Here is a 23,516-nt window from a genome sequence, read left to right on the forward strand (position 1 = left end):
CGGCACGGTGATCCGTGCCGCCCGCGCCCCTGCCCGTCGTTCGTCGTCTGCCGTCTGCCGTCTGCCGTCTGCCGTCGTCGCCGTCGTGCCTCGTCCCGCGCCACGCCCTCAGGCGGCGGCGCGTACGACCCGCTCCGCCCTCTCGCTCTTCCAGAAGCCGGAGAAGGTGATCCGGTCCTTCGGCAGGCCCGCGCGGACGAGGTGGCGGCGGCCCTCGGTGGCGAGGGTGGACTCGCCGACGACGAAGGCGTACCCGGCCGCGTCCACGGTGGCGTGGCGGCGGAGCTCCTCCAGGGCGGCGGTGCCGGGCACCGCGGTCGCGTCGTCGCGGACGACCCAGGTCACGGAGACGCCGGCCGGTGCGTCGAGCGGGCGGCGGTCCTCGGCGAGCGGGATCTCCTGGATGACCCGTCCCACGGTGTCGCGCGGGAGGGAACGGAGGATGCCGGCCGTCGACGGCAGGCCGCTCTCGTCCGCCACCACCAGCACCTCGGTGGCATCGTCGGGGCGGTCGAAGATGCCTCCCTGGTCCAGCAGGGCGACCGGGTCGCCGGGGCGGGCCGCGCACGCCCAGATCGCCGCGCCGCCCTCGGGCTCGCCCCCGGGGCCGAAGTGCACCACGAAGTCGATGTCCATCTCGGCCGCCTCGGGGCGGAAGTCGGCCACGGTGTAGTTGGCGCAGTGCGGCCGTACGTCCTCGGGGAGGGCGTAGTACGGGTCCCACCAGCGCTGCGCACCCGCGAGCTCCGGCATGACGAACTCTTCCTGGTGCGGTCGGCGCAGGAAGAGCCGGAACCAGTGGTCGTACCCCCGCCAGGGGAAGTCGCCGAGGTCGGCACCGGTGATCGTCACCCGCTGCATCGACGGGGAGAAGCGCGCGCTGCGGACCACTTCGCCGCGGAACAGAACGGGATGCTTCGGCATGAGCCTGGGGGTTTTCGCCACGAAGGAAGGTTAGCCTAAGTTAACTCGTCGTCAACAGGTGCGCGGGGTGTTTTCCCGCGCCGGGCGCCCGCCCCAGCTCACGCCAGCCTCCGCGCCCCCTCCGGTCCGCCCGCCCCAGCTCACGCCGGCCTCCGCGCCCGCACCGGCCCGCCCGCTCCGGTCCGCCCGCCCCAGCCCGTGCCTGCCTCGCCCCGCCCCGCGTCCGCTCCCGCCCCGGGCGCCGCGCCCTCTCACATCTGCAACGAACCACCAACATGCTGCAAAAAACCAATGGCGCACTGCCTGTTGAGTGAGAAGTGACAGGAAAACCTCACGCACGAGCCTTGTGGCGGCCCGTGCGGGGTCCCTACTGTCGGCTCACCTCACGACGCCCGATCCGCCTCGAACGTCCCGGGCGGTTCGCGCCCGACACGAGAATCGAGCTGGCGATGGCACGGATGGCACGGAGCAGCAGACGAAGGGCGGGACGGAGAACCGTGGCGGCCGTCGTCGCCGCCGCGGGGATCTGCCTCGGTCTCGGCGGCGGTACGGCCCAGGCGGACGCCCCCGGCACCCGCACCGCCACGGCCCCGTCCGCCACGGCCCCGTCCGGTACGGGCAGGGCGGCGGCCCCCGTGGTGACCCGTGCCGGACTGGATCCGGCGCTGGTGGCGGGGACCGGCGCGGACCTCGGGACGGCCGAGCAGGAGGCGGAGAACGCCGTCACCGACGGCACGGTCATCGGCCCCGACCGGCGTGCGTACACCCTCCCGGCGGAGGCCTCCGGGCGTCGGGCGGTGACCCTGGAGCCGGGCCAGTACGTCGAGTTCACGCTGCCGGCCGCCGCCAACGCGATCACCGTGCGGTACAGCATCCCGGACGCGCCGGACGGCGGCGGCATCACCGCCCCGCTCGACGTGACCGCGACCGGGGCAGCCGGGCACGGGCGTACGCCCGCGACCAGGAAGACCCTCACGCTGACGTCCCGGTACTCCTGGCTGTACAACCAGTACCCGTTCTCCAACGACCCCGGTGCCGGTCTGCTGCACGACGACTGGTGGATCACGGAGTGCGGCTGCGTGCCCGCCGCCACCAGCCCCGCCCCGGTGATCGACAAGCCGTTCCGGCCCAGCCACTTCTACGACGAACAGCGCCTGACCCTGGGCCGTACCTACCGGGCGGGCGACACCGTCCGGCTCTCCGTGCCCGCGCGGGCCGGGGCGGTGACCACGACCGTCGACGTCCTCGACTCGCAGCTGGTGGCGCCGCCGCGCGTGCCGGTCCTCGCGGCGAACGTCCTCGCCTTCGGCGCGGACCCGACCGGCCGGAAGGACTCGGCCGGTGCGATCGACCGGGCCATCGTCTTCGCCCGGCGTGCGCACCTCCCCGTGTACCTCCCGCCGGGCACGTACCAGGTCAACCGCCACATCGTCGTGGACGACGTCACGATCGAGGGTGCCGGAAGCTGGTACACGATCATCAAGGGGAGCCAGGTCGCGCTGGACACCCCGGCCGACGACGGCTCCGTCCACACCGGTGTCGGCTTCTACGGCAAGGACGCGGCGTCCGGCGGCAGCCACCGCGTACGCCTCTCGGGCTTCGCCATCGAGGGCGACGTCCGTGAACGCATCGACACCGACCAGGTCAACGGCGTCGGAGGGTCGCTCAGCGACTCCGTGATCGAAGGGCTCTACGTCCACCACACCAAGGTCGGCATGTGGTTCGACGGTCCGATGTCGAACCTGCGGATCATCGGCAACACCATCACCGACCAGATCGCCGACGGCATCAACTTCCATACCGGCGTGACCGATTCGGTCGTACGGAACAACTTCGTGCGCAACTCCGGCGACGACGCCCTCGCCCTGTGGTCGGAGAAGAGCGCCGACGCGCGCAACACCATCGACCACAACACCGTGCAGTCGCCGGTCCTCGCCAACGGCATCGCGATCTACGGTGGTTCGGACACCACCGTCTCCCACAACCTTGTCGCCGACCCGGTCCGCGAGGGCAGCGCCCTGCACGTCGGCTCCCGCTTCGGCGCCGAACCCTTCGCCGGATACCTCCACTTCACCGGCAACACCACGGTCCGTGCCGGTACGTACGAGCTGAACTGGAACATCGGGCTCGGCGCCCTCTGGTTCTACGCGCTGGAGCGGGACATCGACGCGGACATCCGGGTCACCGGCGACAGCTACCTCGACTCCACCTACAACGCGCTCATGCTGGTCGCCGACTGGCCGGTGAAGGACACCTACCGGATCACCGGAGTGCACTTCAAGGACGTACGGGTGGACGGCACCGGCACCTCGGTGATCAGCGCCCGCGCCGCCGGGTCGGCATCCTTCGAGAACGTCGACGCCCGCAACGTCGGCGCGGTCGGCATCAACAACTGCGGTTCGTTCAACTTTCCCGCCACCGGTTCGGAGTTCAGCCTGACCGACCTCGGCGGCAACGACGGCGGCGGCACCACCGGCCCCTGGTTCGGCGCCTGGCAACTGCCCAACACCCTCACCTGCGACGACCGCCCGCCCGTCGTCGCACCCCCGGCGCCGTCGGCGTGGTGACCCGTACACGCTGACCCGTACACGCTGACCCGTACACGCTGACCCGTACGCGGTGACCCCGTACGCGGTGACCCGTACGGTCCGGCCCGGTCTCGACTCCCGCTCCGCGACGAGGAGTCGGCCGGGCCGGACCACCTCCGCGCGCGGCTTCGGGACGAGCGGGCGCGGGCGCGCCCCGGCCCGTCCGTCCGGCGGCCCCGGACGTGCGGGTCGGGTCCACCGCGCGGGCGCGATTTCACCGGAGTTCACGCATCCGCCGCCTCCCGCTCGCCCGGAGCTGGGACCATCGCGGCCGTCTCAGTCGTGGATCGCCGCGCACCGTCGCGCGCAACGGAGGACAGATGCCCCCGAAGAGGACGTACGCAGCACTCGGAGCCCTGGTCGTGACCGGTGGCCTGCTGGCCGGTACCGGCGCGGCGAGCGCGCACCAGCAGGCGCGGGGGCCGGTCGCCTTCCAGCGCACCGCGACCTACCCGGTCTTCCAGAACCGGCCCGCGGGCGAGGACCCGGCCACGGCCACCGTCGCCGAGATCTCGGCGACCAGCGAGGACGGCCGGACCCTCGTCTACACCGACGCCCTGGCCCGCCGTATCGGCTTCCTCGACATCAGCGACCCCGCCAAGCCGCGCGGACTCGGCACGCTGTCGCTGGCCGAGCTCGGCGACGCCGAGGACGAGCCGACCTCCGTCGCCGTGGTCGGCGGCCACGTCCTCGTGGTGGTCAACACCAGCCCGGACCACGCCCACCCCTCCGGCCGCCTCGACGTGATCTCGCTGCGCGACCGCCACCGGGTCCGCAGCTTCGACCTGGGCGGCCAGCCGGACTCCATCGCGATCACCCACGACCAGCGGTACGCCGCCGTCGCCATCGAGAACGAGCGCGACGAGGAGGCGACCCCGGCCGGGGGCGAGGAGGGCGACCTGCCGCAGGCCCCGGCAGGCTTCGTGCAGATCGTCGACCTGAAGGGGGCCTCGCCGCAGCGGTGGCGCACCCGGCCGGTACCGCTCACCAGCCCCGACGGCACCGCCCTGCCCGTACTGGCCGCCGCCGGCCTCACCGAGCCCACCGACCCGGAGCCGGAGTACGTCTCCGTCAACAGCCGCGACCAGCTCGCCGTCACCCTCCAGGAGAACAACGGCGTCGTGCTGGTCGACCTGCCGACCGGCCGGATCACCAAGGCGTTCAGCGCCGGTACGGACACCGTGCGCGGGATCGACACCGCCAAGGACGGCGTGATCGACCAGACCGGCTCGATCACCGACGTGCCGCGCGAGCCCGACGCGATCAGCTGGGTCGACGACCGCTACCTCGCGACCGCCAACGAAGGTGACTGGAAGGGCGGCACCCGCGGCTGGTCCGTCTTCGACAGCCGTACCGGCACGGTCGCCTGGGACGCGGGCAACACCTTCGAACGGCTCGCCGTCCGCCACGGCCTCCACGACGAGGACCGCTCGGCGAAGAAGGGCACCGAGCCCGAGGGCGTGGTGGTCGCCACCTTCCACGGAGTGCGCTACGCCTTCGTCGGCTCCGAGCGGAGCAACTTCGTCGCCGTCTACGACCTGACCCGCCCGACCGCCCCCGTCTTCCGGCAGATCCTGCCCACCACCAACGGCCCCGAAGGACTGCTGCCGATCCCCTCGCGGGACCTGCTCGCGGTCTCCAGCGAGGAGGACGACGCCTCGGTCAACGTACGGGCGTCCGTCAGCCTCTTCCGGCTCGGCAACGGCACCCCCGCGTTCCCGAGCATCCTCTCCGCCTCGGACTCCACCGGCGCCCCGATCGGCTGGGGTGCCCTCGGCGCCCTCTCCGCCGCCCCCGGCAAGCCGCACGAGCTGTACACCGTGACCGACGCGGCGTACTCCCTGACCCGGATCCTGACCGTCGACACGGCCCGCCGCCCCGCGGTCATCACCCGCGCCCTCCAGGTCAAGGACGCTGCGGGCAACCCGGTCGGCTACGACGCCGAGGGCATCCACGCCCGCCCGCAGGGCGGATTCTGGCTCGCGGTGGAGGGCGCGACGGGCGCGGGCAACCAGCTGGTCCGCCTCGACCGCGACGGCACCACCCGCCAGGTCGTCCCGCTCCCCGCGGACGTCGCCGCCGGGCTGACGAAGCAGGGCTTCGAAGGCGTCACCGCCACCACCGACCGCCAGGGCCACGAGATCGTCTGGGCCACCCTGCAACGCGAGGTCAAGGGCGACCCCACCGGCGTCGTCCGCCTCGGCCGGTACGACGTCCAGGCCGGCACCTGGAGCTGGTACGGCTACCAGCTCGGCACCACGACCACCCCGGGCGACTGGATCGGGCTCTCCGAGATCACGGCGGTCGGCGACAAACTGGCCCTCATCGAGCGCGACAAGCTCAACGGTCCCGCCGCCACGATCAAGCGGATCTACACGGTGGACCTGCCCAAGTCCGCCGCTGCCGAGGGCACGTTGCAGGTGCTCCCGAAGACCCTGGCCAAGGATGTGCTGCCCGAGCTCCGGGCCACCGGCGGCTGGACCCAGGAGAAGCTCGAAGGGCTCACCGTGGGAGCCGACGGCCAGGTGTACGCCGTCACCGACAACGACGGCCTCGCCGACGCCACGGGCGAGACGGTGTTCCTGCGGCTGGGGTCGCGGGGGGCGGTGTTCGGGCGCGGGTGAGGCCCTGGAGCTGACGCCCTGGAGCTGACGCCCTGGGGTGAGGCGTCCCTCCGGGGGGCCACCTCGGCGTCGCGTGCTTCCCGGGGGCCGAACCCGCACCCTGTCGGACGGTCGTCGGCTGTCAGCCGACGACCGTCCGCGCGTTGCCCGGGCGCCGGACGGGGCGTCGGCGCCCGGGGCCGCCATCGCGGGCATCATGAGCGGGGCCCGCTCCGACGCGGCGAGGACCTCACCAGCAGCATCCTCGAATCGGTGGCCAAGGATTCCGCCGAGGATGCGTCGAAGGAGGCGGGCGAGAAATACGCCGCAGGCCGGTACGCGATTCTGGATTCCAGCGCGGCGACTGTGAACAGAGCGATTCTCAGCAATCAGGCGGTGCGTACACGGCCCCGGACACCGTCGCCCAAGTTACTCGGCCCTGGTGGAGAACACCTACCGCCCCGGGCACAAGGCCGACGTCGACGGGCTGCGGGCCTTCGTGAAGGCGTACGCGAAGGCGGTGGCTCCCCGACTTCCGTGCGCGTAGCCGTGTGCGTAGTCGTGCGGGTCGACCGTACCGCCCCCGCAGCCCGTGGGGCCGATGCGCTCCGCGCCTGTCGCGGAAGCCCTGCGTTTGTCGCCGCCCCCCTGCAGCTTTGTCCGTGATCCGTAACCGAGCTTCCTCGTCCAGCTGTTCGCATGTGTAGATGGGTCCACGGCAGCGGACAGGACACCGGCGGGCACGGCACCGGCGGGCACGGCGAAGGGGCGGGCGGACATGGGGCGGCACAAGGGAAAGGGATGGCACGGCAAGGTTTTCGCGGCGGCGGTCGGAGTGACGGGGGCGGCCGTTGCCGCCTCCATGTGGACGGCGCAGGCCGACACCTCCGTCCGGCGTCAGCCGCAGGCTCACGCCTCGGCACCCGCCGTCCGCCCCGTGGCGGTGGGCATCGTCCACGCCTCCGACCAGGGCCCCAAGGGCGTCAACATCACCATCGACGACGGGCCGGACCCGACCTGGACGCCGAAGGTGCTGGAACTGCTCAAGGAGAACGGCGTGAAGGCGACGTTCTGCATGGTGGGTACGCAGGCCAAGGCGTACCCGGACCTGGTCAAGGCGGTCGTGGCGGACGGTCACCGGCTCTGCGACCACACGATCTCCCACGACACCGCCATGGACAAGAAGTCCGAGGCCTACCAGTCGAAGGAGATCCTGGACGCCGAACGCATGATCACCGAGGCGTCCGGGGGTGTCCGGCCGATGTACTACCGGGCTCCGGGCGGCGCCTTCACCCCCTACAGCCGTCAACTGGCCGCGTCCCGGGGGATGCGCCCGCTGGGCTGGAACGTCGACACCAAGGACTTCGAGCACCCCGGGGTGGAGGCCATCGTCGCGACCGTCAAGAGCGAGATAGCCAACGGCCCGACCATCCTCTTCCACGACGCGGGCGGTGACCGCGCCGAGACCGTGGACGCCCTCCGCGAGGTGCTGCCCTGGCTCAAGGAGCAGGGGTACTCCTTCGGTTTCCCCGTACGGTGAACGAGGCTCCCGCGTAGGAATCCTGGCCGCCGACCACGGAGCGGCCCGCCCAGCCCCAGCCCCCCCCGGCTCCGCCACCGGGGCACCCCGATCGGCACATGTCTTGGTGAGGCCGGCGACGTCGAAGGACGCCGTCCGGCCTCACACTGCGTTCCGGGGTGGGCTGAGGTGAGCGGGGCGAGGCCGGTGGCGCGTTCAGTGGCGCCCACAGGTCCCCGACCGACGGACCCGGCGACAAGGCCGGGCATTGCCCGAGTCGGCGCTGTGCCCGTACCGGCAATCCAGTCACTGTCCACTGCTGCGGTGCCCGAATTACTGCTCGGCTGACGAGTTCCCGGGAATTAATTGCACGCAACTGCTGCAATTCTGAAAAAGGGGGTCGTCCCGGACGGCGGCACGAGAATACCGACGCCATGGGCCACAAGTAATGGAGTTTGCGATGATTCGGCGGACGGTCGGTGTTGCATGTCACCGGCAGGTTGAAGTCGCAGGTGGCTGCGTGGAGTTGATCATTTTCGTGGTAGAGTATTAGTGAATTCACAGAACGCCGCGAGCAAAAGGGGAATGGCGTGAACACCGAGAAGGTTACGGCTCGACGTCTTACGGCCGACGAGATTTCAGGCTTGGGGCCCCAGGACAACATTTTTGTTCCGGCAGGCGTGGAAGGCCTCTCTCTCGACTGCTACGCCCCGGCTTTTCTGACGGCGCCGGGCAAGGACTTCGAGGGCGGGTCCTTCGTCGCGAAGACGGTCTTCGGTGAGGAGGTCCACGTCCTCCCGGACAACGCCGACGAGGGCGGTGTCTGGATCGCCGACGAGTCGGGTGAGGCGATCGAGGTCCTGCAGGGAGCCGGCGTCCTGCTGAACCTCGCGCTCTTCGTGCCCAACGGAAGCAAGGAGTCCCTGGACTCGCTCTACGCCTCCGCGCGGGAAGCCTTCGGCGCGGGGGTCGTCCAGCGCTGGAGCGAGGAAGTCGTCGCGGTGCCGGACGTCAAGGTCGATCTGTACGAGGAGCCGGCCCGGGCCCGGAAGGGTTCGAACGGTCAGAACCGCGACCGTCGCGCCCTGGACATCTATCCCACCCGCGTCCGGTTCCTGGAGCCCAGCGACGGCTGGAAGTTCATCGTCGAGCCGCACAAGGAGATCGTCGACGACACCCCGACGATCTGACCTGGCCTGACCTGAACCGATCCGGCCCGATCGGATCCGGCCCGGTCTGATGTGCCTGATCCGGCCTGACGGCGGTCGGAGCGCCCGGCCGGGATTCTCCCGGCCGGGCGCTCTGCGTATGGTCGCCCTGTGCGTGGGTGGCGCGCCGGGCCCGTGCGGGCCCAAGGGCGCGGGCCGCTACGGGATTTCGCCGCCCCGCAGGGCGTCCGCCCCTACGGAACACGTCTGTGGCTCTGCCACGTAGGCTGCTCGCGTTGGCCGACGCGGCGGAGTGGGGGAGCGGGCCGATGGGTGAGGTCAGGGATGTCTTCGAGCCACTTCAGGCGGCGGATCCGCCGGTGGTCGGTGGCTACCGGCTCGTCGCCCGGCTGGGCGCCGGGGGTATGGGCAGGGTTTACCTCTCGTACACCCCGGGCGGCCGGCCGGTCGCGATCAAGGTCGTACGGCCGGAGCTGGCGGACGACCCGGGTTTCCAGCGGCGGTTCGGCAGGGAGATCAGGGCGGCCCAGCGGGTTCGGGGGGCGTACACCGCCGAGCTGATCGACGCCGACGCCCAGGGTGAACCCCCTTGGCTGGCCACGCTGTACGTGCCCGGGCCGTCCTTGTCGGCGGCCGTGGCCCTGCGTGGTCCGCTGTCGACTCCGGCCCTGCTCTGGCTGATGGCGGGGATGGCCGAGGCCTTGCAGGCCATCCACGCCGAGGGCATCGTCCACCGGGACCTGAAGCCGTCGAACGTGCTGCTGGCCGCCGACGGGCCGCGGGTGATCGATTTCGGCATCGCGAAGGCGACCGACGGGACCTCGTACACGACCACGGGGCACGCGGTCGGAACGCCCGCGTACATGGCCCCGGAGCAGGCATCCGGGGAAGAGATCACCTCGGCGACCGATGTCTTCGCGCTCGCCCAGACAGCGGCCTTCGCGGCCCTGGGCAGGCCGCTCTACGGCGAGGGCCAGGGCATCAACGTGCTGTACCGGATCGTGCACTCCGGACCCGACCTCTCCCTGCTCCCCGAGCCCCTGCGTCCGCTCTTCGCCCGGTGCCTGTCCCTCGACCCGGCCGAGCGGGCCACTCCGACGGAGGTCGTGGAGTGGTGCCGACAGCGGCTGGGGGGTGACGCCGAAGAGGGCGCCCCGGCCGTGTGGCGGGAGTTCAGCGCTCACGACGCCGTGCTCCCCCCACCGTTGCCCGACCCCACCCCGGCACAGACGCGCCTGCAGCCCCAGACCCAGCCCCAGCGGTCCCATCAGCCCCAGCCCGAGCCGTGGTCGCAGCAGCAGCCGGGTCCGCCGTTCGGCTTCCCGGGCCCCCCGGACCCGCCGTCGCCGTTGACGACGCCGGAGCGCAAGGCGCGCAGGCGGCGCGTCCTGCTGACGGCCGCCGCGAGCCTGGTGGTGGGCACGCTGCTGGCGGCAACGCTGGCGGAACCGGTCATGGACGCGGTACGCCAGGCCGCTCACCAGGTCCTCACCGCCCCTTCGGGGTCCGCCACGAGACCGGGCGCACGGCCGTCGGCTTCCGCGACGGGGTCCTCGCTGTCCTCCGTCGACTCCTCCGGCACGGGCACCGAAGGAGGCGCACCGGGGCCCGCCTCCGCCTCGCCCCGGGATCCGAGACCGCAGCCGTACCCGCTGGTCAGACTGGATACGAAGAACTCGGTGAACCTCGACGACCCGAGCGTGGACGCGGAAGGCCGCACGGGGGACCTCCGCTTCGGATGCAAGACGCTCGGTTGCGAACTGGTGGGCCGCACCAGCGTGTTGGAGCTGATGCCCGCGGAGACGGCCACCACCCTCGCCGACTGCCGTGCCTACCTGCGGGGCGACAAGAACCACAGCATCCCGCTCGTGGCCACGGCCAACGGGAGCGAGATCTGCATCAAGAGCGCCGAGGGCGACATCGCGCTGCTGGTGATCTGGCTGAAGTCGACCGCGTTGCCGGAGGCCGGCTTCCTCCAGGCGGACGTGACGGTCTGGCGGGGAGCGGCGCAGGCGGGGTGACCCGGCCCGTACGGGGTGATCCGGTTCGTCGCCCGGTGTGCGGGCACGGAACCCCGGAGAACGTGGCACGTGGGCGCCGTCGGCCGGCGATCACCCGTAGAGGGAGCGCCCGGCCGGGCTGTCCCCCGTGAAGCGCCCGCCCGCGGCGATCTCCTCGCCGACCACGGACCAGACGGTCTCGTCGTCCCGGAACGGGAGCGCGTCGATGCCGTTCGTCTCCTGACGAATGCGTTCGACCTCGCCCTCCAGGCGCTCGAACTCCGCTTCCTCGTCGCCGTCGAAGGCGAACTCTTCGAGCAGACGCTGAAAGCGGAGGGTCACCTGGACTAGGGAGGAGACGTCCGTGTGGAGCTCCCGTACGGTCTCCTCGTCGGCATCGAAGGCGTAGACCTTGCCGGTACCGGGGGCCAGGGCGAGGTGGGCGTTGAGCAGCCAGCCGAAGACGGGCCACCCGCCCGCGTCCGGCGAGGCGTCCCCGAGGTCCTCGAAGCCCTGGAAGCCATCGAGGTCCAGGACGTCCAAGACCTCCTGGACCAGCGGCAGTCGGCCGGACTCCTCGTCGGGCTTCCGCAGCAGAAGCGTCCCGGTCGGAACGCCGACGGACCGCAGGAACCGGGCGCCCTCGGTGTCCGCCACCGCGGGCGGGAAGGCGCTGGTGGCCAGGGTCGCGATCCGTTCCGCGCCGAAGAGGGCGACGAGTTCCCCGCGGGTCACATCGAAGAGCACTTCCGGGACTCCGTACGTCGGCGGGCGCGGGCGGGGGTGCGGGTGCGGGCGCGGGCGGGGGCGCCGTGGGGCGATCTCCCGTTGCGACGCGGGCGCGGCGGTACTCCACCTGGAGGAGGGGGACGTGGCCGAGTACGTACGGCGGCGCATCTCGTCTCACGGCGGCCGACAGGACCAGGCGGATTCCCGGTCGATGCCGGCCGGTGCGGTTCGTCAGACGATGACGGGGACGGTCTCGGAGGGGTCGGTGGACCAGTTGGTGACGATGGGCTTCTCGACCGTGGCGGTGTCGGGGAGCTTGAGTTCGGCCGGGTCGGGGTCGTCGTCGGTGGTGGCGATGATGACGTTCTCGAACTCCTTGCCACCGTCGCCGTCGGTGGTCTTGGGGCTGATACCGGTGTACGCGACAGCGGATCCGGTGAGCTTGATGGGGTCCTCGCCGCCCTGTCCGACCGGGGAGGCCACTCCGTCGGCCCCGGAGCCGAACGACACGCTGGGCGTGTTGACGTCCAGGTAGCAGGTGATGCCGGACTTGGCCTTGGCGGTGACGAGGTAGTAGCCGCCGGCCTGCGACTTCGCGGTGACCGTGAAGTCCAGGTCATTGGTGCCGCAGGACTGTCCGTAGCCGCTCTTGTCGCCGTTGCCGTTGCCGCCGCCGGAGGCCGCGGTCGCGTCATCGGATCCGCCGGAGCCGGAGCCGGAGCCGGAACTGGAGCCGGAGTCGCCGGAACCGGACGCTCCGGAGCCGGAGTCGCTTGGGCCGGACGCACCGGCGGAGACGGCGGCGCCGGACGCGGGGCTGGAACTTGCGGCGGAGGAAGCCGAGGAGCTGCCGGCGTCCTCGGTGTCGTCAGCGCTGCAGGAGGTGGAGGTGGCGGCGAGAGCTGTCACGGCTGCGGCGGCGAGGAAGAGACGAGTGGAACGTGCGGCGAGGCGCGAACGCATCATGATCTCCAGCGGCGATTCGGTTGCGGTGCTTCCTGCTTTCACCGATGACACTAAGGCCGGGTCGATATTCAAATGATCCTGGACATGTCCGGTTTCTGTCTCAGCGACATCGGACCCGCGGAATGGCGTCGGGCACCACAACTCCCTCTGCGGGGACGTGCCCGTGCCGACCACGGCTCCGGCCCGGCCGCCCCGGCGATACCGCCGGGGCGGAGAGACAAGGCAGCTGCGGCGGCTCCGGACGCTCCGGGCGCGGGCCGGGCCGACCGTGCGAAGCCGCAGTGCGAGGCAGTGCGAGGCAGTGCGAGGCAGTGCGAGGCCTGCCGGGAGAATCAACGCAGTCCGGCGAAGAGATCGTTCTCGCGCCCAGCCGCGCCCGTGGTGTCCTTGACGCCGTCCTTGACGCGTACGAACGTCTCCACGCCCATGAACTCGGCGAACCGCTCCTTGCCCATCTTGAGGAAGAAGATGTTCTCGCCCTGGCTGGCGTGTGCGGCCAGCGAATCGAACTTCTGACCGCTGAACGCCGTGGTGTCCACCCACGTGGTGATCTCGTCGTCGGGGAGCCCGATCTCGGCCATCGCGGCGGCCTCGGCGGGGTCCGGCTCCGGCATGTCCTCCTGGAACTCGCGCATGGTCTCACCGAAGCGCTGCATCATCGAGCGCGGCATGGTCGTCCAGTACACCTTCGGTGTCAGGGCGGTCATCTCCAGCGCGGCCATCGTGATGCGGTGGGCCTGGATGTGGTCGGGGTGGCCGTAGAAACCGTTCTCGTCGTAGGTGACCACCACATCGGGCCGGTAGTGCCGCATGAGCTCTGCCAGTCGGGCGGCGCCCTCCTCGACGGGGGTCTGCCAGAAGGAGCCGGGGGCGTCGTTGCTCGGCCAGCCGACCATCCCGGAGTCCGCGTAGTCCAGCGTCTCCAGGTCGCTGATCTTCAGGACTTCACGGCTCGCCTCCAGCTCACGGCGGCGCATCGCGGCGACGGCCGCAGGATCATGCCCGGGTTCGCCCGGTTTGACGCCTCCCGGTCCGTCACCGCAACCACCGTCGGTACACGTCACCAGCACGGTCCGGATCCCCTCCGCCGCGTACCGCGCGAGAACCCCTCCCGTTCCGGTGGCCTCGTCGTCGGGGTGGGCATGCACTGCCATGAGGGTCAACGGCCGGTCAGTCATGAAAGAACAGTCCTCCTGCGGAATTACGTCGTGGTCTGGTCCGAGTGCACGGCGGGTGCACCGCGATGCGGTCCTGGCCGGTGGCGAACCGGCTGGGCCCGTCCGGTCCTGGCGAACCGGCCGACATCGTGGCCCGACGACGTTCTGTCCGCCGTGTGTCCGCCCATGCGTCCCCGGTCCCCCTGGTGCAACCGTGCAGACCGGGCCGGCTGTTCCCGGCCCGTCCGATCGGCCCCGCAGGAGGATCGTGGGCCTCCTGAGCCTGCCCTGTCCGGCCCTCATGCCGTCGCTGTCGGACGTCACCAGGAGGTCGTGGCGCAGAACTTGGCCATGTCGTCGCTGTCGGAGGTCAGCAGGGCGACGGGTTTCGGCCGGCGGAGCGCGACCTCGGCGACCGTGGCGTCGATGGCGTACGTGTGTTCGTGCAGTCCAGCGCTCTTGAGGAGCTCAGCCGCCGCTTTCGCCGCCTGCTCGGTGACCGGCTCCACCTTGATGCGGGACAGGGCCCAGTCCAGGCGAGGGATGTCGGTACGGGAGTGGGTCGCCTCCGCGATGGTGTTCGCCCCGATCACCAGGTCGGCTCCCATGTCGTGGAAGACCTGCAGCATCGCGAGGAGCTTGCGGTCCTGTGCGATCCAGGCGGAGAGCCCTTTCGAGTCCAGGACGACGGTCTCGATGCGCTCGCTCACGCGGCATCCGCGCCCGGGGAGGAGCCGGCGGAGCCAAAGATCTTCCCGCGCGCCTCGGCGAGCTCCTCATCGCTGAAAGGGCCGTGTTCTTCCTCGTGGCGGCGAAGGTCGTCGCCCAGGAGCTGGTGCCGGATCTGGCGGGCTACCGCTTCCGCCACGTACCCGGAGACGTTGTCCGTGAGCTTGCGGAGCTCCGCCACCTGATCGCTCGGGAGCGTAACGGTGATGCGAGTCGTTGAGGACATACGCCAAGCATGCTGGGGTATGCGTGGGGAATCTCGTGGTTCCTGCCCTGAGGTGGGCCAGGATCTCCCGTGCCGACCGAAACCGCAGACCTTGCGGCGGCAGCGAGCTCTGGGCGGTGATTCCATGGCCGGCTGGCGGATGTCCGTAGTGTCAGGGTGCGTGACTGTCGGCCTTCACCAGGTGGTCAGATCGACCCTGTGGACGCAATGAGGGTCGGACAGGCCTGCCGCCCAGCGTTCTTCTTCGTCGAGGAGTGAGGGCAGGGCGGCCAGCAGGGCGGTCGGTGTGCCATCGAGCCGGATGTCGGCCGCGATCATGCCGTACGCCTTCTCGGAGGCGAGGTAGAGCCGCATGCTGTCCCGCCCGGTGAAGAGGAACCCGCAGAGCGCGGGGCTGGGCGGGATCTCCACGTACGGCCAGGCCAATGCGCGCAGCACCCGTAGCGCTTGATCCGCGCGGGTCGGGTCCGCCGGTTCGAGGTCGGCGGTGTCCACCGTCACCAGAGGCATGCCCATCACGGTGGTGTCCGTGCGGGGGCGGGCGAGGGAAACGAGCGTGCGTGTCCACCCGAGCACCATCGGTGCGGTCACTGGCTCCCCGTCGTCGTCCGTCAACGGCACTTCATAGGCGACCAGCCCATGCCCCTCCACCGCATCGGCGGCTCCGGTCACGACCCGGATGGAATCGTGCGTGGGCAGCACGCCGCGCAGGAAGATCCCCTCGACGAGGGGCGCCGCTGTGTAGTCGAGAAGGAAGCGCGTGAGGTACGCCTGCTGCTCGACTGTCTCCATGGCGAGGTTGCTCACTCGTTGATCCAATTCGGACACTTGGTCATGCCCTTGCAGTAAGCCGTGACGACGCCGACCTTCTTACCCGTACCAGCGTCGTACTCGCCGGCGGCCGTACGACGGGCGTACTGGACGATGACCACGATACTTACCAGCTTGGTCCCGTTTCGGGCGACTCCGTAGTACTCGAGCCTCCCTCCACTCTTCCTGTCCACCTTTCCGGCCAAGGCCGCGTCGACCACCCGGCACTTCTTGATGTTGTGTTTGCCGGAAAAGTGGTTCCAGCCGAGCTCGCCGTTGCCGTAACGCGTGGGGATGACGCGCCCCTCCGGATCCTCCTGCTCGCACTTCACCCTCTTGTCCCAGTGCCGCACCATCGACGCCTCGGCCGCCGGCGCGACCACAAGACAACTGCCGGCAACCGTAGCCGCCACCACGTTGATCATCCTCATGGCCGGACCGTGCCACCGAACGGCGCGGTGTAGTCCTCCCCCGCGAACAGAATCGATTTTCTCGCCGATGCACGCGCCCGATGCGTGCGGTGAAGCTAACGGGCGTTACAGAGAACGAACTGAACAACAAGAAAGGCCCCGGTCGATGACCTGAGCCTTCTTCGTGGAGCGGGTGGCGAGAATCGAACTCGCGCTCTGAGCTTGGGAATCAGCGGTGCTTTGGCAACCAGCGAGGAATTGACCTGCACGTTCGGCCGGGTAATGCGACGGCCGTGGTGGTGCCTGGACGCCGTACGTGACCACTGTTGTCCGCTCTGAAGGGCACGGGTGGGGCACGGCCTCTGAGGGTTGCGTAGCCGACGTACATCTTGCTGAGCACGCCCGTTCTTCGTGCGGCCATCAGCTTCGTCCGGAGTTTCCATCTCTTGGAGTCGCTCGCCGATGTCGGTGGCCCATCCCTGTGCCCACTGGCGCAGCCCGGTGATCGCTTGTTCGTCGAGCCCGTAGGCGGCGAACTCCGTGTCGTCGATCCAGTCGGCTCCACCCAGTCGCGCTTGAAGCTCGCTCAGGTCGAAGGAGTCACGTGCGTGACGCCGTCCGAGCTCTTCGAGTTCGACGTGGCTCCAGCGGCTCGCGGCTGCCTGTACGTCGATGAGGTCCCTGGCGAGTCCGCGGTCGGACAGCGCGCGGACCTTGGTTCCGACGACATCTTCGAGGGACAACACCAACCCGTGTTGGGTGTGGACGGGTGGCCGCCAGAATGCTTCCTTGAGGATGTCGACCTCGCACTCTTCGTGGCTGACGGGATCGGTGACGATCAGGCGCGCGGAGAGAGAGGGTCTGCTTCCAGAGCGCTGACTTGCCACCCGTGTTGTTCCAGGCCGGCGCGCACGGCAGCAGCAATGTCCTCCATGCGATCAGGGTTCTCGGTCGCGACGTCGAGGTCTTGGCTGAGCCGGTCGACCAGGCCGTGCGCCTGGACCGCATAACCGCCGGTGAGTGCCAGAGGGTATGCGACGCCTTCCGCGAGCACGTCCGCGAGCAGGCGACGATGCAGGTCGGTGAGGTTCACGCAGCAGCCTGGGCGCTGTGAGCCAGCTCGTCGAAGGAGTGTTCCCAGACTTCACGGACATCACGGCTGATCAGTGTGCGCAGGGTGGGCCACAGACTGACGAGGAGGCCGTGATTGAGGAACCGGACCAGATCGTCGTGCTGGCCTTCGGCCAACACGATGCGGTAGTAGCTCATCCGCAGCCGGGGCTGGTCGAGGTCGAACGTGGTCAGGCCCGACCACGCCAGGTGAAGCGGCAGGCTCACTGTGCCGTGCTCAGGGCCGGCAAGCTCCGAGAGTGCTGCCGGCGCGCGCCGGGCGAACTTGGCGCGGCGGAGATCGGACATGCTGGGCTGTGATGCCATACGTCGATTATCCAGGGGGGAGCCCATCTGGGTCGACCGGACGGTGACAAGGTGCCGCATACAAAGAAGCCCCGGGCCGTTGGCCTGGGGCTTTCTAGTGGAGCGGGTGACGAGAATCGAACTCGCGCTCTGAGCTTGGGAATCACCCGGCACTCAGGCGTCAATGTGTTGCCTGACCTGCGGGAACAGCCTGATAGTTACCGGATCTGAGCGTCGTACCGGCAGCCGCAATGACCGCTTTTTACCGCTCCTACTGGCACGGTGTGGCATGGCCACCAACGGCGCACGCCATAGGTACGCCGCGTGGCGGTTGACGTCGGAATCGGGATCGGTCCCGGTTGCCTAGGTTCCCAGTGCTTCACGACATGGTCTCCCTCCTCATCGGAGTGCACCAGGACCGAGCCCGTCGATCCGGCTTTGAGCCGTTGACTCTCTCCACATGCAGACGTTTCCCGTCCGGAGTGCTCGGCCGGACAATCCGAGCTGCCCAGATGGTGTCGAGCGTGTACAGGAGGTCGTGCCCCGGTCGGCGATCTGCGTTGCTGCCCACGATGCCGGCCCGGCGAAGTGGATGCCCGCGCGTTGCCTGGCTAGCCCGAGGTCGTCACGCCCGGGCGGACGAGAAGCCGCCGGAAGTACATCGGAAGGGCGGCGCGGGCGACGCTTCGGATGACGAGTGATGAATGCTCGAAAATGTGTTCCCCTTGCTTTGAGTAATTGACGGGTAGATCCTGTAAGGCTGCGCAGTGCATCTGCGGTGCGCGAGAAGGCTCGTTCGATGAGCCGGTTGGTTGATGATCGTAATCGGCTGACTCTTGATCGGTTTTTATCGCTAGACTGTCAGGCCGTCACCGGATGTGAGTGCGATGGCAGTAAAAGTTGCGGTCTTCGCAGCGGGAGAGGGAACAAATGGGTGACCCCGAGATTGATGCCATGTCCGCCGTTACCGATGCACTGAGAAATCTTGAAGAGGAGGCTCAAGGGAGAGTTTTGCGCTGGGCGGCTGAGCGCTACGGCGTAATGATCGGATATTCAACGGCTAGTAAGAATTCAAGTGGCGGGGAATTCGTGGCTGTCGAAGTGAGTGAAGAAGAGATTTCTGCGGAGGCTCCCAAGTTCGAGCACTTTGCCGAACTGTTCAATGCGGCGGCCCCCAAGACTGACGTTGATAGGGCGCTTGTGGCAGGGTACTGGTTTCAGGCAGTTCAAGGGGGTCCTTCATTTCAAGCACTTGACTTGAACAGGGAGCTAAAAAACCTTGGGCATGCACTGAAAAATGTCACGGATGCATTGAAGGGTAACCAGGAAAAGAAGCCGGCTCGAGTAATTCAGCTGCGGAAGGCGGGAAGCTCGAGGCAGGCGCGGAAGCTCTATAAGCTGACGCACGAAGGTCTCGTGTATGTTCAAGGGCTGATTGCGAGCTGAGTGCGATATGACTCCAGATGAGGCCCTTGCGGTTCTTCCTGTCGGGCTCCGTAACGACATCGTGGAATCCTTTAACCGCATTGTAAGTAACTTCAGAGAACATCGCTGGGAGCCTGCAGAGCTGAACGGAGGGAAACTATGCGAGGGAATTTATACTGCCATCAGCGGGTATGTTGATGGCCGGTATGGAATTCGTTCATCTAAGCCCCGTGACATGGTCCGCGCTTGCCGTGAGCTTGAGCAGCAGCCGACCTCAGTGCCGCGATCCATCAAGGTTCAGATTCCTCGAATGTTGCTTGCTTTGTACGAGATTCGCAACAATCGTGGCGTAGGGCATGCTGGTGGTGACATCGACCCGAATTTGATGGATGCTACGGCGGTTCTTTATATGAGTAAATGGCTCATGGCGGAACTGGTGAGGGTATTTCATGACCTCACGACCGAGCAGGCGGCTCACTTGGTGGAAAGCCTAATTGAGCGTGATGTTCCTCAGGTTTGGGTTGAGGGGAGTAGGAAGAGGATCCTGATACCAGGAATGACCTGGAGGCAGAAGATGCTTCTCTTGCTGCTGTCTGAAAATGGATCGGTTCCGGAGGATAGTCTAATTAAGTGGCTTGAATATTCCAATGCTGCACGCTTTAAGCGGGATGTTCTAAGGCCAGCACATAAAGAAAGTCTGATCGACTACGATGAGGAGAAACTGACGGTACGTCTCCTTCCGCCTGGAGTGGTGCAGGCGGAACTCCTGGTGAGGCCCGCTTAAGCTCCAAATCCGCGTCGGATCGGTGTATGACGATTTAGGTCCTGCCGTGTGAGGAATTGCGGGAAGTCTTTAGGTAGCCGTCGAACTTGACAGGTCGCCAGAGCGGTCCATTGGTATGACGTGGTGACCATGATCTTCGAGGTTCCACCAAGGAGTACGCCCCCAACCTGGATTCTGATTCGGCCGCGCCATATATGCGCGGCCGACGGTGTCTCAAAGGATGTCAGGCCACAGCGACTGCCTCCCGGCCCCTGCGCGTCCGCCGGTGGAGGACCTCGTCGAAGGTGGCGCGGGCGCCCGTGGGGTCGATGTAGTGCATGGCTAGGAGGGCGGCGATGACGGCGCCGACGAGGTCGTTCTGCACCTCGGACCAGGCGTGGTCGCCCCCGCAGGTGGTGAGGCCTTTCAGGCCGTGTAGGGCGTGCATGGCCTCGCCAGCCTCTTCGGCGACCTTGCCGACCTGAAGGGCCTTGAGCTCCTCGTCGGGGAGGTGGGCTCCTGCCGCGCGGCAGACGGCGGAGAGCTTCTCGATGTTGTCCCACAGTGTGTCCACGCTGGATCTCCGATCGATGTGTTCGGTTATTCCTGTGCGGGTCGTCCGAGCTGGCGTACGGTCCATCCGGCCATGCGCCAGGCGTCGGCGTCGATAAGGTTGCGGAGGTCGACGAGGACCGGGTCCGCGACCAGGGGGGCGAGGGCCTTGGGGTCGGCCTCGCGGAAGTGGTGCCATTCGGTGGCCAGGACGACGAGTTCGGCGCCCTGGACGGACCCTTCCAGGTTCTCGGCGTAGTCGAGTTCGGGGTTGCGGCGTAGTGCGGTGGGGTTGGCGTGCGGGTCGTGGACGGTGACGGTCGCGCCGCGCTGGTGCATGAGGGCGGCGATGGCGAGGGCGGGTGATTCGCGTACGTCGTTGGTGCCGGCCTTGAAGGAGGCGCCCCAGACGGTGACACGTACGCCGTCGACCGGCCGGCCGAGGGTTTGCTCGATGAGCTTCAGGGCGGCGGCGGGCCGGGATTCGTTGACCTCTTCCGCCGCGCGCAGCATGGTCGCGGCCTCGGTGGCGCCCAGGGCGCGGGCGGATGCGGTGAAGGCGCGTACGTCCTTCGGGAGGCACCCGCCGCCGTAGCCCGGACCGGCGTTGAGGCCGCCGCGGCCGATGCGCGGGTCGACGCCGATGGCCTCGATCAGCTGCTGGACGTCGGCCCCTGCCGCGGCGCACATGTCGGCGACGCCGTTGATGAAGGAGATCTTCATGCCGAGGTAGGCGTTGGCGGCGCCCTTGAGGAGCTCGGCGGTGGCGGGGTCGGTCACGAAGAGCGGGATGCCGTTGGCCAGGAGCGGTGCGTAGACCTCTCGTACGACGTCCTCCGCGTGGGGCGAGGGGACGCCGACGACGATCCGGTCGGGCCGCAGGGTGTCGTCGATGGCGCGACCTTCGCGGAGGAACTCGGGGTTCCAGACGACCTCCACGTCCTTGCCGGCCGGGGAGAGCCGGGCGAGGAGGGCGCCGAGGTCCCGCGCGGTGCCCACGGTGACGGTGGACTTGCCGATGACGACCGCCGGGCGGGTCAGGTGCGGTGCGAGGGCGCGGGCCACGCCGAAGACCTGCCCGGTGTCGTAGCTGCGCCCGTCGGCGTCGATGGGCGTGCCGACCGCGAGGAAGTGGACGTCGGCGAACTTGGCCGCCTCGGCGAGGCTGGTGGTGAACCGCAGTCGCCCGGAGGCGGTGTGGGTGGCGAGGAGTTCGGGCAGGCCCTCCTCGTAGATGGGGCTCTTGCCCGCGTTGAGGCGGTCGATCTTCGCCTGGTCCAGGTCCACGCCGATGACCTCGTGGCCGATCTCGGCCATGGCGGCGGCGTGGGGGATGCCCAGGTGACCGCAGCCGATGACGGATACGCGCATGGGACCGACGCTCCTTTCCCTGTCTTCGCCCGCCCGGGGAATCCGGGCCGGCCGGGTGCGCCACGCTAGCGTCCGCATCCGGCGCGGCCGTCCTTGTGCAGGTGGATCAACCGGACTGCTGCTTCAGCAGATTGACGAGAGCGGGCAGCGCCTCGGCGGCTGTGGAACGGCACACCAGGTCACCGTCCTGGGGCCCCTCCAGCGGGTAGGGCAGGAACCGGCCGTCGTGCCAGAAGCCCTCCGGATCCAGGTAGATGACCTGCATGCCGCGTGCGCGGGCGCGGGCTTGGACCTTGCGTCGGTCGGCGTGCAGGCCGACGACGAGGAGGGCCTTGGCGCCGTCGACCCATTCGACGTCTGGTACCGCCTGGTCGTACCGGCGCATGAAGCACTCGTCGAGTCCGGCGCGGGCGGCTAGCACGTCGAAGTTGTTGGTGATGACCGGTCCGACGAGGTGGCCGGCGTCCTTCAGTTCCTTGAGCGCCCACATGGCTGGGGTGGGCTCGGCGAGGAAACAGGCGCGGAACAGTTCAACGAATTCCGCCGTCTTCTCCTCCGGCTCCGTCAGCACCTCGTGGAGGAGCGTGTCGGCCGTCGGGGAGAGAGTGAAGCGGTGCTCACGCGGCTCGTGGCCTTGGCGGTCGGTGACCCGGTAGATCTCGTGGAGCCGGTGCAGGGGCGGAATCCCCGCCTCGACCGACGTACCGCAGCCGATCTCCACCTGGAACGGCAGCAGGTCCGCGAGCACGGAGAGGTCCGGGACACGGGTAGGTGTGCCGGGTCTGTCCTTGGAGCGGATGCCGGTGGAGAGGACGTTCCAGGGCAGTTGCCGGACGGAGGGCGGCGGCGTGTAGGCCACGGAGGCGATGTGCACGTCCAGGCTCTGGTAGCCGGAGGGGAGCAGCCGACCCGCGGCGGCGTCCTGGGGGTGGACGTCGTACTCGGTGATCCGGCACTTCAGATCGCGTCGCACCCATAAGAAGCCGCCGGGGGCCTCTCGCCAGCCACCGGCGTCGAGCGAGTCCAGGAGGGCGTCGTGGTGCGCGGCGATCTCGTCGGCCGGTGCGGACGCGGAGTGATAGAGGTACAGGTCGGTCAGACCGATGGCGGGTGCGGCCGTGGTGGGGACCAAGCCGTACCGGTACCGGTAGTGGATGATCCGCCGCCGGGCGTCGTCGGGGTTCTCCCAGCCGGACTGGCCGGCCGTGGCCTTCTCCTGGGTGCGGCGCCAGATGCCCTCCTCGATGTAGCGGGGGCGGTCGGCATCGCCGAAGTACGTATTCCAGACCTGCTGCTGGTCGGGGACGAGCTGGTCGATGACGATGTACGGGATGTCCACGAACCCTCCCTGGATAAGCACGCGTGGATGTTCCAGGTGCATGACGGTGGCGATGGTGTGCGCCGCCCGAGGAGTGAGCGGCTCGAGACACTCCGGCGTCGGCGCGCGGGCAGGCGTCCGGACGCCGGAGCAGTCTCAGCGGCCGGAGGCCGGGTGCGGCAGGCTCGCTTCCGGTGCGATGACGGCGGGCCGATAGCCGGCGCCTTCGAGGAGCGGGCCCACGTGCTCACGTAGCGCACAGGCCGGACCGACCAGGCCGACGACGGCCAGGAACCCGAGCGCGAGCCGATTGCCGAGCTCGGACCGTACGAGGGTGGGTGCGGCGTGATGCGGATGACCGCGGTGTCTTCCGGTCACGGGGTCCCGCCGAGGGCGTTCTCGTGGGCGACGAGAAGACGGCTGGTCTGGGCGTACAGCCGCTCCAGCTCCGCCGAGGTGAGGATGAGCGCGCCGTCGAGGGTCGAGCCGTCGTCGCAGTGGAGGACGACGGGTACCGAGCCCTGGCGGGCACGCGGGTCGTAGACCGCGTCCCGGCTGGGCAGCAGCGTGGCGTGGGTGGCCTTCACCGGTACGGGCCTGAGCGTCGCCCCGTCGGCGGGCGCGGACCACGCGGCTCCGCCGCCGGGCGGGCGCAGGTGGTAGGTCGTCGCGGAGCCCTCACCGGGGAGGGCGACCACGACACCGAGACGGCCCTCACGGGAGATATCGGTAGCGAGGTCGCCGAGTCGGGGAACGAACGGAGCTGCCGTTCCCAACTCGACGCCTTGCGACGGAAGGTGGGGAGAACGTCGTCCAGTCATGCCCCGAAGTTAGGAGCGTG

Annotated in this window: 21 protein-coding genes and 1 pseudogene; 7 read left to right on the forward strand and 15 right to left on the reverse strand. The window is 69.0% G+C overall.

Annotated elements, in window-relative coordinates; genetic code table 11:
- Positions 1–108 precede the first annotated feature (108 nt).
- Positions 109–945, reverse strand: a complete 837-nt coding sequence (locus ACFWEE_RS08890) for a siderophore-interacting protein (protein ID WP_386887711.1) — start codon at positions 943–945, stop codon at positions 109–111.
- Positions 946–1,373: 428 nt separating this feature from the next.
- On the opposite strand from ACFWEE_RS08890, the gene ACFWEE_RS08895 reads away from it, so the two are divergent.
- The 5 genes from ACFWEE_RS08895 (at position 1,374) to ACFWEE_RS08915 (ending at position 10,824) form a co-directional block, all read left to right on the forward strand.
- Positions 1,374–3,491: a glycosyl hydrolase family 28-related protein gene (locus tag ACFWEE_RS08895; protein WP_386887713.1), complete on the forward strand. Its 2,118-nt coding sequence runs from the start codon at positions 1,374–1,376 to the stop codon at positions 3,489–3,491.
- Between the two features lie 341 nt (positions 3,492–3,832).
- Positions 3,833–6,136 carry an esterase-like activity of phytase family protein gene (locus tag ACFWEE_RS08900; protein WP_386887715.1) on the forward strand — a complete coding sequence of 768 codons (2,304 nt, stop codon included), beginning with the start codon at positions 3,833–3,835 and terminating at the stop codon, positions 6,134–6,136.
- Positions 6,137–6,893: 757 nt separating this feature from the next.
- On the forward strand, positions 6,894–7,655 hold the full coding sequence (locus ACFWEE_RS08905) for a polysaccharide deacetylase family protein (protein WP_386887716.1): 762 nt from the start codon (positions 6,894–6,896) through the stop codon (positions 7,653–7,655).
- Between the two features lie 569 nt (positions 7,656–8,224).
- Positions 8,225–8,824 carry a hypothetical protein gene (locus tag ACFWEE_RS08910; RefSeq protein ID WP_386887718.1) on the forward strand — a complete coding sequence of 200 codons (600 nt, stop codon included), beginning with the start codon at positions 8,225–8,227 and terminating at the stop codon, positions 8,822–8,824.
- A gap of 287 nt (positions 8,825–9,111) precedes the next feature.
- A complete protein-coding gene (locus ACFWEE_RS08915) occupies positions 9,112–10,824 on the forward strand; it encodes a serine/threonine-protein kinase (protein WP_386887942.1) in 1,713 nt (570 codons plus the stop codon).
- Between the two features lie 90 nt (positions 10,825–10,914).
- On the opposite strand, the gene ACFWEE_RS08920 is transcribed toward ACFWEE_RS08915, so the two are convergent.
- The 9 genes and pseudogenes from ACFWEE_RS08920 to ACFWEE_RS08960 all read right to left on the reverse strand — a co-directional run bounded on the left by ACFWEE_RS08920 (position 10,915) and on the right by ACFWEE_RS08960 (position 17,267).
- Complete coding sequence (locus tag ACFWEE_RS08920; protein ID WP_386887719.1) at positions 10,915–11,550, reverse strand: SUKH-4 family immunity protein; 636 nt, start codon at positions 11,548–11,550, stop codon at positions 10,915–10,917.
- 213 nt (positions 11,551–11,763) lie between these two features.
- On the reverse strand, positions 11,764–12,495 hold the full coding sequence (locus ACFWEE_RS08925; RefSeq protein ID WP_386887944.1) for a hypothetical protein: 732 nt from the start codon (positions 12,493–12,495) through the stop codon (positions 11,764–11,766).
- A gap of 335 nt (positions 12,496–12,830) precedes the next feature.
- Entirely contained in the window at positions 12,831–13,676 is an 846-nt protein-coding gene (locus ACFWEE_RS08930) for a PIG-L family deacetylase (RefSeq protein ID WP_386887720.1), read from the reverse strand.
- A gap of 299 nt (positions 13,677–13,975) precedes the next feature.
- On the reverse strand, positions 13,976–14,365 hold the full coding sequence (locus ACFWEE_RS08935) for a DNA-binding protein (RefSeq protein ID WP_386887721.1): 390 nt from the start codon (positions 14,363–14,365) through the stop codon (positions 13,976–13,978).
- On the reverse strand, positions 14,362–14,610 hold the full coding sequence (locus tag ACFWEE_RS08940; protein ID WP_386887723.1) for a hypothetical protein: 249 nt from the start codon (positions 14,608–14,610) through the stop codon (positions 14,362–14,364). Before ACFWEE_RS08940 ends, ACFWEE_RS08935 begins: the two co-directional genes overlap by 4 nt.
- A gap of 174 nt (positions 14,611–14,784) precedes the next feature.
- Positions 14,785–15,417, reverse strand: a complete 633-nt coding sequence (locus tag ACFWEE_RS08945) for a hypothetical protein (protein WP_386887724.1) — start codon at positions 15,415–15,417, stop codon at positions 14,785–14,787.
- The gene (locus ACFWEE_RS08950) at positions 15,414–15,851 is read right to left on the reverse strand and encodes a hypothetical protein (protein ID WP_386887726.1); all 438 of its coding nucleotides are present in this window, start codon (positions 15,849–15,851) and stop codon (positions 15,414–15,416) included. The genes ACFWEE_RS08945 and ACFWEE_RS08950 overlap by 4 nt, the downstream gene beginning before the upstream one ends.
- 404 nt (positions 15,852–16,255) lie before the next feature.
- Positions 16,256–16,923: pseudogene (locus ACFWEE_RS08955) on the reverse strand (nucleotidyl transferase AbiEii/AbiGii toxin family protein); the annotation flags it as partial.
- Positions 16,920–17,267: a transcriptional regulator gene (locus ACFWEE_RS08960; RefSeq protein WP_386887728.1), complete on the reverse strand. Its 348-nt coding sequence runs from the start codon at positions 17,265–17,267 to the stop codon at positions 16,920–16,922. The pseudogene ACFWEE_RS08955 and the gene ACFWEE_RS08960, both read right to left, overlap by 4 nt.
- Positions 17,268–18,176: 909 nt before the next feature.
- Here ACFWEE_RS08960 and ACFWEE_RS08965 point away from each other — a divergent pair.
- Together ACFWEE_RS08965 and ACFWEE_RS08970 are read left to right on the forward strand one after the other, a co-directional pair.
- Positions 18,177–18,692 carry a hypothetical protein gene (locus ACFWEE_RS08965; RefSeq protein ID WP_386887730.1) on the forward strand — a complete coding sequence of 172 codons (516 nt, stop codon included), beginning with the start codon at positions 18,177–18,179 and terminating at the stop codon, positions 18,690–18,692.
- Between the two features lie 7 nt (positions 18,693–18,699).
- The gene (locus tag ACFWEE_RS08970; RefSeq protein ID WP_386887732.1) at positions 18,700–19,455 is read left to right on the forward strand and encodes a hypothetical protein; all 756 of its coding nucleotides are present in this window, start codon (positions 18,700–18,702) and stop codon (positions 19,453–19,455) included.
- A gap of 223 nt (positions 19,456–19,678) precedes the next feature.
- On the opposite strand, the gene ACFWEE_RS08975 is transcribed toward ACFWEE_RS08970, so the two are convergent.
- From ACFWEE_RS08975 to ACFWEE_RS08995, 5 genes are all read right to left on the reverse strand, one after another.
- On the reverse strand, positions 19,679–20,008 hold the full coding sequence (locus ACFWEE_RS08975; RefSeq protein ID WP_386887734.1) for a MazG-like family protein: 330 nt from the start codon (positions 20,006–20,008) through the stop codon (positions 19,679–19,681).
- 26 nt (positions 20,009–20,034) lie between these two features.
- Positions 20,035–21,357 carry a UDP-glucose dehydrogenase family protein gene (locus ACFWEE_RS08980; protein WP_386887736.1) on the reverse strand — a complete coding sequence of 441 codons (1,323 nt, stop codon included), beginning with the start codon at positions 21,355–21,357 and terminating at the stop codon, positions 20,035–20,037.
- Between the two features lie 106 nt (positions 21,358–21,463).
- Positions 21,464–22,696: a hypothetical protein gene (locus ACFWEE_RS08985; protein ID WP_386887945.1), complete on the reverse strand. Its 1,233-nt coding sequence runs from the start codon at positions 22,694–22,696 to the stop codon at positions 21,464–21,466.
- A 135-nt stretch (positions 22,697–22,831) separates the two neighbouring features.
- Positions 22,832–23,053 (reverse strand): hypothetical protein, encoded by a 222-nt coding sequence (locus tag ACFWEE_RS08990; protein ID WP_386887738.1) that lies wholly within the window; start codon positions 23,051–23,053, stop codon positions 22,832–22,834.
- Positions 23,050–23,496, reverse strand: a complete 447-nt coding sequence (locus ACFWEE_RS08995; RefSeq protein ID WP_386887740.1) for a hypothetical protein — start codon at positions 23,494–23,496, stop codon at positions 23,050–23,052. Before ACFWEE_RS08995 ends, ACFWEE_RS08990 begins: the two co-directional genes overlap by 4 nt.
- Between the last annotated feature and the right edge of the window lie 20 nt (positions 23,497–23,516).

Source organism: Streptomyces sp. NPDC060184, from assembly GCF_042728795.1.
Taxonomy (GTDB): domain Bacteria; phylum Actinomycetota; class Actinomycetes; order Streptomycetales; family Streptomycetaceae; genus Streptomyces.